The 14,124-nt window shown below is 37.5% G+C and carries 8 protein-coding genes; 4 read left to right on the plus strand and 4 right to left on the minus strand.

Features of this window, described 5'->3' with window-relative positions; genetic code table 11:
• Window positions 1-2,601, plus strand: a 2,601-nt coding sequence (locus tag PN497_RS11575; protein ID WP_272110183.1) for a CHAT domain-containing protein, incomplete at its 5' end; no start/stop codon positions are given.
• 66 nt (window positions 2,602-2,667) lie between these two features.
• On the opposite strand, the gene PN497_RS11580 is transcribed toward PN497_RS11575, so the two are convergent.
• From PN497_RS11580 to PN497_RS11595, 4 genes are all read right to left on the minus strand, one after another.
• Complete coding sequence (locus PN497_RS11580; RefSeq protein WP_096564841.1) at window positions 2,668-3,774, minus strand: type III secretion system chaperone family protein; 1,107 nt, start codon at window positions 3,772-3,774, stop codon at window positions 2,668-2,670.
• A 52-nt stretch (window positions 3,775-3,826) separates the two neighbouring features.
• Window positions 3,827-4,546, minus strand: a complete 720-nt coding sequence (locus PN497_RS11585) for a DUF1963 domain-containing protein (RefSeq protein ID WP_096564844.1) — start codon at window positions 4,544-4,546, stop codon at window positions 3,827-3,829.
• A 170-nt stretch (window positions 4,547-4,716) separates the two neighbouring features.
• A complete protein-coding gene (locus PN497_RS11590; RefSeq protein WP_096564846.1) occupies window positions 4,717-10,149 on the minus strand; it encodes an eCIS core domain-containing protein in 5,433 nt (1,810 codons plus the stop codon).
• 211 nt (window positions 10,150-10,360) lie between these two features.
• The gene (locus PN497_RS11595) at window positions 10,361-11,746 is read right to left on the minus strand and encodes an eCIS core domain-containing protein (protein WP_272110186.1); all 1,386 of its coding nucleotides are present in this window, start codon (window positions 11,744-11,746) and stop codon (window positions 10,361-10,363) included.
• A gap of 192 nt (window positions 11,747-11,938) precedes the next feature.
• On the opposite strand from PN497_RS11595, the gene PN497_RS11600 reads away from it, so the two are divergent.
• From PN497_RS11600 to PN497_RS11610, 3 genes are all read left to right on the plus strand, one after another.
• Entirely contained in the window at window positions 11,939-12,184 is a 246-nt protein-coding gene (locus PN497_RS11600) for a hypothetical protein (RefSeq protein WP_096564848.1), read from the plus strand.
• A gap of 2 nt (window positions 12,185-12,186) precedes the next feature.
• The gene (locus tag PN497_RS11605) at window positions 12,187-12,702 is read left to right on the plus strand and encodes a phage tail protein (RefSeq protein ID WP_096564850.1); all 516 of its coding nucleotides are present in this window, start codon (window positions 12,187-12,189) and stop codon (window positions 12,700-12,702) included.
• A gap of 42 nt (window positions 12,703-12,744) precedes the next feature.
• Window positions 12,745-14,124, plus strand: a 1,380-nt coding sequence (locus tag PN497_RS11610) for a hypothetical protein (protein ID WP_272110189.1), incomplete at its 3' end; no start/stop codon positions are given.

Below are 14,124 nucleotides of genomic sequence, written 5' to 3' on the forward strand. Positions count from 1 at the left end.
GAATTAAAATCCAATAGTGGAAACATAGAATTTAATGGCAATGTAGCAGCAGGAAATAATAACGTCACATTAACAGCAGATGATATAAAATTACCAGAATTACCCACCACCACAACAGGAACAGGAAATTTAACCATTCAACCTGCAACCGCAAACAGAGATATCACTTTAGGTAATGAAATTGCGGGAACATTAAATTTAACAAGTGCAGAAATAGCAGGTTTAGCAGATGGATTTAGTTCTATTACTATTGGACGTAATGACGGAAGTGGTAATATTGCTATTAATAACCCTGTAGCATTTAAAGACCCCACAACTATCAAAACACCTAATGGCACAGGTTCAATCTCTGCAACTGCTACAATTACAGGTTTAAATAATGCCTCAATTAATTTATTAGCTAATCAAAATATTAGCACTAGCAATATTACAACGCAAGGTCAAAATATCAATGTTACCAGTACCCTTGGGGGAATTTCAACCAATGACATTACAGGAAATTTAATTAATTTAGCAGCCAGTCAAAATATCACGACTGCTAATATTAATGGTGAAAATATCAATCTTAACAGTTCATCTGGTGGAATTAGTATCAACAATATCACAGGTGGTTTAACTAACCTAACAGCCAATCAAAATATCAATACTGGAAAAATCGACACCACAAATGATAAAGTCAACCTGAAAAGTAATATAGGAGCAGTGACAACACAAAACATCACAACTCAAGGTGAAGATGTTAATATTCAGGCGCTAGTAGATACCAGTTCTAGCAGTGGTAGTAATCCAACTGTAGATAGTAATACAGGAGTAGTGACAACACAAAACATCACAACTCAAGGTGGAAATATTAATATTCAAGCAAAAAACAGAATTAAAACCGGATTTTTAGATACCAGTTCTAGCACTGGTAATGGTGGTAATGTCATGTTAGATCCTGATAATGATATTGAAGTTTTTGCTATCAATACCCAAGCATTAGGGAGTGGACTTGGTGGTAATGTTGATATTACAACCAGAAGATTTTTCCGGGCTACAGGCAGCTTTGACGCTCGCAATGGTGTTCGTTCTAGTATTTCTACAATAGGCGGCGATGGTAATGGTTCTGTCACTATCCGACATGGAGGTGATGGTAATACATTATTTATCATTGGTAATAGCAGCGAACTGGGTACAGCAGCAGCAATAACAGGAGGTGTTATCAACAATATCAGACCTGTAAGATCCTTTGAAGGCAATGTTACTCAAGGCAACATTCAAATAATTACCAATTCTAATAGTAGCATAACTATAGAACCAGTACCAGATATATCAGGTCTGCTATCAGTTAGCAGTAATCCAGCAGTGACAGTTGATACAGATGTTGCTACACTAGAGGAGCGATATACGGCAGAAATTGAGTCATATTCTGGCAGATCATTTATTAGAAAATCTCAAGCTGATATTCAAGCTGAACTGAAACAAATTGAAGCACAAACAGGGATTAAATCGGCTATTGTTTATGTGGGTTTTGCCCCTAGTGATGACACATCACAAGATAAAGATGTACTGTATTTAACCATATTCACCTCGGAAGGTAAAACTATTCGTAAACAAGTTTCTTATGCTACCAGAGCCAAGATTAAGGAAGTAGCAGATGAACTGTACAATGGAGTTGATGAATATGAAGATGTCAATAGTACAAATTATTTAGAACCAGCACAGCAATTATATAAATGGCTAATTGCACCCTATGAAGCGGAATTACAAAAACAGGGTGTTAATAATTTGTCCTTTGTTTTGGATGCTGGTTTACGTTTTATTCCTATGGCTGCTCTCCATGATGGTCAACAGTTTTTGATTGAAAAATACAGCTTGGGAATCATACCCAGTGCCAGTGCCACCAAGATGAGTTATTCAAGTATTAAAAACGCTCAAGTTTTGGCAATGGGAGCTAGTGAATTTGCCGAAGACCAAAACCAAAATAAGTTGGAAGCTGTTCCAGTAGAGCTTGATAATATCGCCAATCTATGGAATGGTAAATCTTTTCTCAATCAAAGCTTTACCCTGGAAAATCTCAAGACTCAACGTCAAAAGAATCCTGTTACTAACAAACCTTTTGAAATGATTCACCTAGCAACTCATGCAGAATTTGCTCGTGGTGATGCTAGTGCTTCTTACATTCAGTTGTATAATGGTAAACTGCCATTTGATCAAGTCAGTGAGTTGGGATGGGATGAACCACCAGTGGAATTACTAGTTTTAAGTGCTTGTAAATCAGCTTTTGGAGATGAGAATGCTGAATTAGGTTTTGCTGGGTTAGCGGTAAAAACAGGTGTAAAATCAGCACTTGCCAGTTTGTGGTTGGTTGAAGATAATGGAACTATGGTTTTGATGACTGAGTTTTATCGCCAATTAAAGACTTCACCAATTAAATCTGAAGCACTGCGACAAGCACAATTAGCTATGATTCAAGGTAAAATTAAGGTCGAAGAAAATCAATTAATTAGTCTTAGGGGTAGTATCAATATACCAGGGAAAATTGCTGAGAAGTTACAGAATGCTAATCTCTCCCATCCTTACTATTGGTCTGCTTTTACAATGATTGGTAGTCAGTGGTAACTGAAAATTATGGTAGGGACAATTCATGAATTGTTCCTACAACAGATGGATGATTTATTTGATGGTTTAAGCCTCAATTTGAGTTATTGCATCTACCGGGGATACATTACCATAAATAACAGATAAAATCCCTGGTAAATATTCATCCATCATCATTACATTGGCGTAAACTAAACGTTTAATAAGTGCGCTGCTAATTCTATCACCTTCTACATCAATACTGGTTTTATAACTTATTTCTCCATCGCTAAAATCTAACTCAAAATTACCGATCATCATGCCAGAATTAGCCCTAGTGATAAACTCGGCTACAGCTAGTCGTTTTTGTTCTGGTGCGTTAACTGGACAAATGGAGTAAAAAACAAATTGTTGTTGTTCTTCTCTGGCTCTAGCGTAACAATTCCATTTACCATTTTTACCGTGGAAACCTATTTGTAAAGCGGGTTGTCCTGAAAGTTGTACAAAAGGCCAATCATCATTTTTAAAGAAATTGATCATTTCCTCAAAAATATTACTATTGGTAGAAGATGTGGTGATTTTTTCTAGATTAATATTATCTAACTCGGTTAAAAATGTATTGATTCCTTCTAGCATTTTGGTGGTTGTTTCTTGAGTTTTAGTTGATAAATTTGCCTCAGTCCAATCTTGAAAAAATTTGATAATTCCTTCTGTAATTTCTTCACTAGAATTTGCTGTTTGAATGAGATTTTCTGGACTAATATAAGCCCAAAGAGTTTGATAACCGATTTCTCCTGATTCCTGTTGCTGTTTCACAGATAAAACTAACCAACTTTCAGTAGATAGGAGAATATGTTGGGGTTGTTCTTGGTTTAATTTAAGGATGTAATTTGCAGTTTCTTCAATGTTTTGAGTTTGTTCTGTTAATAGGGGTAATAAGTCGGGTTTTAAAATTGTTTCTATTGTAATATTTGGTTCAGGGAGGAATTTTACAGAATCAGAATTACGGACTTCTGGTTTAAGATTAAATAATGCTTCCTTTTCTATGCGTTGGTAGAGTTGGGGGGTGAGTTGGAAGGTGAGACGACATTCTATGAGGTTGTTGTTTTGAGTGGTGAGAGATAGAGCGATCGCGTGTAAGATGAGGGGGGTTTGAGAGGGGTTGTGTAGGATTAGTTCGCTGTTGATTTGATAAGGTTCTGTTGTTCCAACCATATTTTAGATAACTTAATCAATATACGTCTTGAGTTTTTTGATATCTTTTCTGCTACGGCTGCTGAACATAACATACAGCTTGGGTATAGTCTTGAGAAATAAAAACTGTGAGAATACCAAACTCCCCTAACTCCATATAGAAGGGATAGAAATTAGGTTGCAAATTGTTGTAATACCCTTGAGTTGGAGCTAATTGTAATAGCAGTAGCCATTCATCTGAGGTAAATAGTTCAGGTGGGTTGGTTAGGTGTCCAATATATAGAGGTTGACCACCTATTTTATTTCCAGCTAGTTCGGGTCTTGCAAACTGGTATCCAGGGTCATAATTCAAATCATTTATCGTGTATCTTTCCTTGAGCGGAACAGAATCTTCATTTTCTACGTGTTCTAATATAACTCCATACTCTTGATAAACTACCTCATTATCTTCATTTAATTCGTATATAGTGGGTCCTGTAGTTGCGGATAAAAATTCTATTTGATCACCACTTGTATAAACATTTTCTGTGGTTTGTATCACTATAGCAAAAGCTTCATTATAAAGTGGCTCACTCTCCTGTTCAAAGAACAGATAGACCATTATGCCATTGCTATCAGGAAATATTTCGTGATTAAGAGCAATTTGCCCCAAAAACAACATTTGTTCACCTGTTTCTGGACCGAGTGGCCACAGGGGTTCAGCTATCCATACTGGTTGTCCGCCGAATTTAGTTACAGGGTCTAAAATTTCTGTAAGACTTTCGATTATTTGGAATTGAGTTTTAAGTGGCATTTATTCACCCTTGAATATCAATAAATTATCAACATCAGTAAATCATAAAAATGGTTTTGCTAATCATTATAAAATGACTAGATATAGTTTTATTTTCCATTATATTCGACTTATAAGATAATTTCCTATTGTTAATAATGGATGTAATTTTAGTCATCCACCTCAATAAACTAAAAAGTTTCCTGTCTAGCTGTTTCTTCAACTTGTGTAGCTCCAGAATATTGTATAGGATCTCCGTTAGTGGGTACGGTTAGTGGTTTCAGACCAGCACCCGTATCTACTTCTAATGAATATCGCACTTGTTCTAGATTAGTAGGTTGATAATTAACACCAGGTTGAACGTTCAGGGGATTGTTTTCAAAAGCGACATTATCACGCTGCTTGATATCGCCTGAACTTATCGTTTCGCTACCTTTAATGACCTCTGCTTTAGCTTGCCAGAAACCCGGTGTTCTCCGATGTAATGTAAAAGATGAATCCAAGTTACTGTTGTTCTTGATTGCGCCTTCAACTTCTTGCCGATAAGGATCACCACTGGGTAATAAATTTTTAATCAGCACTGAAGGTTGTATCTGATAAATATTACTTGGGTATTGAACTGTTACTGTATATTTGATAGTTGCTCCAGCGTTTATTGCCCTAGTAACAGCGTTTTCAATTGTTCCTGTATAAACAGGACTATTAAAACTTCTTTGTTGAGGTGCAAGATTCCAGTCTTCATATAAATTAAATGCGTTGTGGCTATCCATAACTTGATCTCCCACAAGGTGTCCACCATTGTAATCTGTGTTGGAATTTCCAGTTTTAATTATTTCTTCATCTATACCAAAATGTCCAAATTTTGTCTCTATACCTGTTTTATTTGATCTTCTAGGACCTCTAGTAACACTAGATTGAGCTTCTACAGTCCCCGCTCTGTAATAAGAATTACTGTTAGTTGCTGTCTGAAAAGGTAGGCTATTTGTAGGTAGAGCTTGTACTTCATATAAATTTATAGGTGCTACTCCTTTCGCTTTCTTTTTGGGTGGAGAACCAGTAAAAGTTTGCCCATTATTATATGTAGTTGCTTGTCCTTCAAATCTCTTGTTAAATTCGTCAACTACTTCTTTACCTGGAGTTGGAAATGGTCCGTCATACCTGATTGCTTTAATATAATCACCAGCTTTAACTGATGCTCTATTTGCTGCTTTTGCTCCTGATTTTTGTCCACTTATGGGAATAGAATTTAATGGTAAAAATGTTGCGGGTGAAGCATAGAATCCAATCTTAGGATCGGTCAGATTACCTTCAAGTTTGATATCAGAAAGCTGAAATTCAGTTTTAAGTTTAATGAAAACGCTATTCATGTCTTCTCTACTCATGGTCTTTTTCGCTTTCATTAAAGATATAAATTTTTCTTTCGCAGCCGTCTTGCGTTCATCAGGTGATGCTTTCTTTTGATCAGGGCTATTATCCTTTGCATCTTCCTGAACCGTCTTATTCTTACCCTTACCAAATCCCAACTTTTTATCCAAAGCAGCTTTTTGATTACTACCCCAATCTTTACCTTTCTGCCAGTTCTCACTAACACTCTTACCAAACTTACTATTTTTGATTTTATCTCCCGCTTTTCCTCTTAATTCTGCGGCTTTATCCTGGACTTTTTCTAACTGTTTACTAGGCCATTCTCTGGCCGCTTCAATTTTGTTATTAAACGCCTGACGTTTCTTATCTAAAGCATCTAATTTCTTACCCAACCCATCATTAGCACTGTTTAATGCTTTACCAAATTTAGTATTTGCGAACTGAGCTTTCCGTTTTTCTGTAGCATCTAACAGGGCTTGTTTCTTATCATCAAACCATTTTTCTCCAGCAGCTTTCTTATCTTCCACCCACTGCTTACCAGCTTTATATTTCTCCACTGCTGCATCCTTAGCAGCATTAAATTTCTTACCTACCTTACTATTATTGAACTTATTACTAACTTTTCCAAACGCCTTCTTACCTTTATCAATTACCCAATCAACTGCTTTTTCCATTGGTTTCCGCAGTTTTTGGATAATACCTTGAATTTTTTGACTAATACCACCCAATCCCAAAAGACTCGCTAGGAAACTAATCACAACTGGTAAAGATTTAGCCAGGGCATTTTCCACACCTTTGATTGCTTGATCAATTGAACCACTGGCGATCGCCACTATTGAATCTAAGATAGCATGAATTAAATCTGCTATTCTTTGAGCATTGTCAATAAAGAACTTAACAATGTTATAAATTCCTTGACAAGCCTTAATAAATGCGGAAGCTGGAGTTAATAAACTCAGTACCCATTCAATCCCCGCCGTAATTACTTTTTCAATAACAAAATTCTTGATTGGTTCAATTACCAAACTATTTAAATCACCAATCTTTTCTTGTACAAACTCCCAAACTCCCCCTACTCCCTCAGTAGCTAATATCTTAAATACCTCAACAGTTTGTTCCATCCGGCCAACTTTTTCTTCACCCAATCGTTTCACAGCTTGAGCGCGAATTGCTTCATAAGTAAAGCCCAAAAGCTGCATGACTAGGTTAAAAATACCCTTTAAATCAAATTTTTCTGGTAATTCAATTCCAGCTTCTGCCATTGTGCCAGTCAACCAAGAAATTAAACCATTTTGTAAGTGTGTGCCGATATTCTTCATAAAGTTGAGGAAACCTTGCTTCACTGCACTCACCAAATTACTCAAGAACCCAATCGGATCTTTAATAATTTCCCCAACTACACTCGCCGCCCTTGCTAATACCTCGATTAGCATTTTGGTCAATTCAATAATTGTTTTGACCACACCCACAACAGCATCTAAGGCTTTTTGAATCAAACCTTTATTCGCCGCTTTCATCTCATCAATTCGAGCATCAACAGCTTGCAGATTTTCCTGATATTTCTGAGCTAAAGTATCAATTAACTCATTTTGTTTATTCTCAACACTTTGCTCTAATTCCGCAAATTTACTTTCAATAGCTGCTGCTGCTTCCTGTCCCACACTTTGCAAATCTTGGGGCAATTTTTTAATGTAATTTTGAATTTCCTGTTTACCTTTGGAAATTTCAGCTTTAGCTTGGGTCAATCCTTGACTAATAATAGTTACTACTTTATTAATCGCCCCATCCATTTCTTTAATGTAAAGTTCCCGTCCCTCTGTATAAAAAACATTCACTTCTGAAGGTAGACCTAAAAACTGGTCAACTAGCCATTTTCCTGGACCCCAAAAACCGCTATAACGTTCTTTTTTATAATCGTCCATGCGTTTGCCGACATAATCCTCAAAGGCTTTTTTCGCCTTAACAGCACCCGCATCAAATTCTTGGATAACTTTCCCGTCTAAATCATTGAGAATTTTTTCAACTTTGGTTTTAGTCCCCTCATAAATCTTATTAATATCACCAGCAACTTTTGCCCGTGCTTGTTCATCTTTACCTTTAGTTCCTACCTGTTGTTCTCCTACCTGTCCCAAGTTTTGATTCCGAATACCGTGCATTCCTTGAAGATGCTGTTGTGCGGTAGCTTCAGCCGTCGCCTTAGCATTGGCAATGATTCCTTGTTCTTCTTGACGATATTTAGCAGGTCTTTGTACAGCATCGGTTTGAGCTTCTTTTTTGCTGGACAGTGCTGCTTGAAACTCCGGCTGATTAGATTTTGCTAACTGCTCCTCAGTAATATTGGCATTAGCCATTTGTTGGTCAAGATTTTGACTTTCTTGTTGTAGAGGTGCTTCAATTTCACCTTGACCTTTAGATTTAGGTGCGGCTTTATCTGCACCAATGTTTGCTGGTGGTGTTCCTGGATTATTTGCGGTTAGAGGCGTTACTTGTTTGGTTTCAATACCGCTTGTATCTGGTTTTTCCTTGGTTTTCTCCTCTAAATCACCTTGTGATTCTTTCTTTTCTTCTTTAACCTTGCCACTTAAATCACCTTTAACAGAATCCAATTTATTGCCATTCTTAAACTCATCCGCTTCTTTAAGATTTTTAGGAGCCATATCCGCAATGCGCTCCATCAGTTTAACTTTCAAAGCCCCAGCATCAAATCCTGAAGTTTCAGCTTGTCCCATCTCACCCACTTGGTTAGCTTGCGCTTTGCTCTCTACTTCATTTCCAGGGGGTTGAGCCGCATCTTGGGCTTCCTGGGCTTCAGTATTAGCTGCTGGGTGTTCTTTCTGCTTAACAGCTACTTGTTTTGTGGTATTAACTACTGCTTGAAATTCTGGATCAGCTTCCGGGGAAGCAGGGGCTTTTTCACCATTACCCGTTACTGATCCTGTTGCTTTAGTCGTTATATTATTTACATTTTTGCTTGGTAATTGTACGTTATCTTGTCCTGTTATTTCCTCCGGTAATCTACCTTGAGGTTGATCTTGAGCCTGGGAACTGGTTTTTAGCGAATTAGCGTTATTATCTTTTAAATCTGGCTGTTTTTCCTGATTTAATGCCGTATTTTTGGCAGATTCTACTTTCTTATCATCTTCATTTTTTGGCGGTGGTTCTGCTATTCCATTCTCTCCCGCTGCTGGTGGGGTGGATGCTGTTTGCTGGTTTTCTGTTGTTGCTTGATTTTGTTGTTCGCTGCTTTCAGAATTTTCTACTTCATCCGTTTGATTTTGGTTATCCCCTTCCAGTTGGGTACTTGGTTGGGGACTTTCCCCCAGTGGGAGAGTTTGACCATTATCAGTAGATTTTCTGTATAGTTTGTTTGATTTTAATTCTAAATTGACAGATTTTCTCTGTACAGAATTGCCATTTTGTTGAATCACATGAGTTAACTCATGTGCCAATAATTCCTTCCCTGTACTACTTCCAGGAGAATATTCACCCTGACGGAAGAAAATATCCTGTCCTGTAGTAAAGGCGCGAGCTTGTATAGATTTATTTAATTTATCAGAATTACCATCAGTGTGAACACGCACGCTACCGAAATCAGCACCAAACGCTTGTTCCATTGGTTGCTTGATATCATCAGCTAGAGGTTGTCCACCACCACGGGACTGTTTAATTGATGTTTCTAAATCTGAAGTTGCAGCTATTCCACCCGTACCTGGAAGACGCTGCACCATTGACTTCATCTGTACTGGTTCTTCCTCTTGTGCTTCCTCTTCCTCTGGCATTTGTTGACGTTGCAACCAGGAAAGATGGTAATTATACACAGATTTCATCTGTAATTCTTCTTCCTCTGGCATTTGTTGACGTTGCACTAAAGGCGTAACAAAATTAACCAGAGGTTTCATTTGTAAATTTGTATCTTCTTTTTCTGTATCTTCTTTTTCCTCTGATATTTCCTGACGTTGGATAGAATGACGGTTGACTGGTTGCGCCATTCTTCGCATTACCTGTTGTGCAATACTATCCGCTTGCTGTTCGTAAAAATCTCCGGGTTGACTGATGGAAAGTTTTGCTTGGGGAAGCAGTGATATTTTACTGATATCGTGGGTGAGAGGTTCGTTAACAGTTTCCACAGTTTCCACCTCTGGAGTTGCTTGAGGCGCAATGTTTGATGACTCCAAACCAAAGCCGCGTGTTGGCTGTTTTAGTGTCGGTATGGAGACAGAAGTGGTAGCTTTTTTGCCCTGGCTTACCTGTTCTCTCATGTTGCGCTCCTCATGCCCAAGCCGTGATGTAGTTGAATATTCCGCCAGTACAAATATCTAGGATAATGCGATCGCTCTTGGTAAGTAATTAGTCTAAAGTCTAGATTATATTTTGAGGCGATCACCTACGGTTGATATTGCCAAATAAATGTAACTAAAGCGTAGGCATTATAGCAAAATGTGAGGTATGAAGATGTACATAATGATACCATCAGAGAGGAGAGATATATACCTGAATTTGGGTCTTATCGTACAGGTAAATACCATTTTGTTCCGTTGGCTTTAGAACATTTGCTAAATCAGCCGTACCCCATCCATTCCCTAGCAGAAGACCATTTATAGCTCGAATCGTAGTACCCCCTACGGATATGGCAGCGTGGAAAAACTTTTGGTCAACCAAACGGTAAAATCCTATGGCTTTACCTTTTTCTATGCTTTCGCCATTCCAAATATTTCCGCTTGCGAAATTTAACACATCGATCCATCCTTGGGCATTAATATTTAGTAATTGTTCTGGGTTTATGCAACCGCGCAAATATTGTACATATGCCACAGCATCGTAACAAACACCACTCATATAATCCTCAACACTTGATGTTCCATTAATCAGCCTCTCAACAAGGTCAGCTTTCTCAGGATCACCATGAGTTGACGCTTTAGCACCAAGTGGTGATAATGCCATTAGTTGAACGGTAGGCGACAACACTTTCCCTACTCCACCTCCTCGCTGATCTGCATAATTGCGAGGGTTTTCAGTTGCGGGGAGTTGCATTAAGTGTTGGGGTGGTAGAAGCGATCGCTGTACCATCCCCCCATTCTGCTGCACAACATGGGTCAACTCATGGGCTAACAACTCCTGACCGCCCCGACTCCCCGGATTATACTCCCCCTGTCTAAAGAAAATATCCTGTCCCGTGGTAAAAGCACGCGCTTGTATTGACCTATTCAACCCGTCAGAGTGACTATCTGTGTGAACTTTCACCCCTCCAAAATCAGCACCAAACGCCTGTTCCATTGGTTTTCTGATATTATCCCCTAGTGGTTGTCCTCCTCCCCTGGCCTGATTAATAGAGGTTTCTAAATCTGCGGTAGCAGCCATCCCACCATTAGCTTGACGCTGCACCATCGGTTTCATTTGCAGTTCTTCTTCTTCCTCTGGAACTTCCTGACGTTGCAAAGTGCTAATATCCAGAGGTTTCATTTGCAGTTCTTCCTCTTCCTCTGGTGCTTCCTGACGTTGCAAAGTGCTAATATCCAGAGGTTTCATTTGCAGTTCTTCCTCTTCCTCTGGAATTTCTTGACGTTGAATAGATTGACGATTTCCAGACAGCGCCATTCTTTGCATCACTTGTCGCGCTACACTATCCGCTTCCTGTTCGTAAGTATCTCCTGGTTGACTAATTGAGAGTTTTGCTTGGGGACGGAGTGATATTTTACTGATATCGTGAGTGAGAGGCTTATTCAGGGGTTGCACCCGTGTCATGGCTGGAGGTAAAGCGTTCCATGACTCTAAACCAAAACCGCGTGTTGGTTGTTTGAGTGTTGATATGGAGACGGGAGAAGCAGCTTTTTTAGCTTGGAATATGCGTTCCCTCATAATAATGCTCCTGATGCCCCAGCAGTGGATAAAGATTTTGCCAGTTTAAACAACCATTATAGGGCGATCGCTCTCACAAAACAATACAACATCAGTCCAATAACAGTAAAAATTAAGTTCGACTTTTGGCTAATTTTGATTCTCATCCAGTACCTTTAGCCTTGATTTTAGAACTAACTTTGAGTTTTAGTTATGAACTCAACCAACAAGCCACAAAAGCCCAAAAATTTTACTCCCAATAGTGATATTGGCGGTACTGCTGGATATGCGGGTTCTGGTTCTGCATCCGATGTAACAGAAATCGCTAAATTAGCTGATAAGTATCTTCAGGAGTCGCTACTATTAAACAAACTCACAGAACGAGTATATCAACTTTTACTAGAAGATATGCGTATCCAACGAGAAAGAGTTAATGGTTATGGTAATCAAAGGTGGTAAAAATGGCAGGAAATAATCAAAATGGTAATGTCACTCACGAATTAAATTATGTCACCACCAACCGTTTTTATGTAGAAATAGATAAATCTATTGCTGCATCTTTTAGTGAATGTTCTGGTTTAGGAATGCAAATTAAGAAAAATGTATTTCGTGAAGGTGGAGTTAATGATCAACAGAGAATATATTTAGGTCAAGCAGAATTTTCAGATGTAACTCTCAAAAGAGGAATTACAGATAATCAAGGTTTTTGGAAATGGATTAGCGCAGTATTTACTGCAACATCAACTCGCCGGAATGTGAATATTTTAGTTTTCAATCAAGCCGGCGAAACTATGATGAGTTGGACTTTAATCGGTGCTGTTCCTATTGCTTGGAAAACACCAGCACTACAAGCAGATGGTAATGCAGTGGCCATTGAAGAATTAACTTTAGCTTATGAAGGATTAAAAGTAGGAAAAGACAAAGGAGGCGGTAATCCTACATCACGGATGAAATCTGGATTTTTTACATCAAATTAATTCAAATTCATTCAAATTAAGTTACACAAATTACTTTAAATCTTGTCAATTACACCTGTCAATCCTATGCAAATTATTCAATCATTATTAGGAACTCAAGTTCATACCCTTGGGCAAAAATCCTATCTCGGTTTTCATCATCAAAACAACAATTTTCAACACAACACTTTTCAACACAACAATTTTATTCAGCCTCTAGTCATCTCCAAACCATTATTGACACCATCTAGACTTTTCTTAAATCGTAAACGTCAACCATTCATAGATACACTAATTACAGATAATTATTCAGATCATGATTATCTGGGTAATCTAGATATGGATAGCGACTTTCCAGAAATGGAATTAGCAAATTATGATTCAATTACACCAGAAAATAGAACAGACATAATCACAGATACTAAATTTAATTTAGGTAATATTTCCCATCTTTTACAGACTCAAATTGCTAACAACAATTTAAGTGGTTTAAGTGATGACATATTACCAGAAGTAACTATTCAACCTCAAACTAAAACAACCCGGAAAACCCAAAAGCAGAAATCACAGAAAAAAACATCTTCTGCAAAAACTCAACCCAAAAAAACTCAACCTAAAAAAACTACTAAATCATCTACAACCAAGAAAGTTAAACAGGTGAAAGTTACACAGGTGATAGATGAAAGTGCAAATCATCCTCCTACTGCTGAAGAGAATTTAAATTCATTGATTACAGATAATCCTCAATCTGAAATATTGAACTTGTTTAAGTTAACTGATAACTTCACTGATAGTTCTCCATTTATACAGCAACCAACAACTTCAGAAAATTTAATAAATTCAGAAAATTTAGTAAATTTGGACAATAATATCATAGATGGTAATGTATCCAATATCAACTCTAACAATTTGGACAATAACTCTACATTATCAGAACAAATTACCGATGATGAACCACAAGTCATTACAGATTTACCATCTAATTTAATAACTGGTTTCAATGAATCTGATATTATAGAAATTGGGGAAATATCTATACAAGCTAGAGAACAAGATCGAGAAACTGATGGTATTAATAATACCATTAATAGTATTAACAGTGCTTCCTCAGAATTTTCTATTTTGGAAAATCAAACATCTAATATTGAAGAAGAAATTAATATATTTAATAACAATAATAACTTTACCAATCATCAACCGACAATAGTTAGTAAAACACCGGAAGACGTTGATATTTTAGATATTAATGTCAATGAAAATTCAATCCAAAGAGAAGTAGAAGATGAAAATGTTAATACTTCAGAAGCAATATCTTCATTACCAGATATTCAATTAAATTCTTCTGAAGCAAATAATCAAATTACCTCAGAAAATCAAACATCGGAAATTACAGAATTCATCACAGAAGAGAACACAGAAATTACTCCTGTTACTCCCAAAACC

Source organism: Sphaerospermopsis kisseleviana CS-549, assembly GCF_028329225.1.
Lineage (GTDB): Bacteria > Cyanobacteriota > Cyanobacteriia > Cyanobacteriales > Nostocaceae > Sphaerospermopsis > Sphaerospermopsis kisseleviana.

Coding starts and splice junctions, on each gene's coding strand:
- PN497_RS11580 (WP_096564841.1), bottom strand. CDS start 3,774: ATGGTTGGAACAACAGAACCTTATCAAATCAACAGCGAACTAATCCTA.
- PN497_RS11585 (WP_096564844.1), bottom strand. CDS start 4,546: ATGCCACTTAAAACTCAATTCCAAATAATCGAAAGTCTTACAGAAATT.
- PN497_RS11590 (WP_096564846.1), bottom strand. CDS start 10,149: ATGAGAGAACAGGTAAGCCAGGGCAAAAAAGCTACCACTTCTGTCTCC.
- PN497_RS11595 (WP_272110186.1), bottom strand. CDS start 11,746: ATGAGGGAACGCATATTCCAAGCTAAAAAAGCTGCTTCTCCCGTCTCC.
- PN497_RS11600 (WP_096564848.1), top strand. CDS start 11,939: ATGAACTCAACCAACAAGCCACAAAAGCCCAAAAATTTTACTCCCAAT.
- PN497_RS11605 (WP_096564850.1), top strand. CDS start 12,187: ATGGCAGGAAATAATCAAAATGGTAATGTCACTCACGAATTAAATTAT.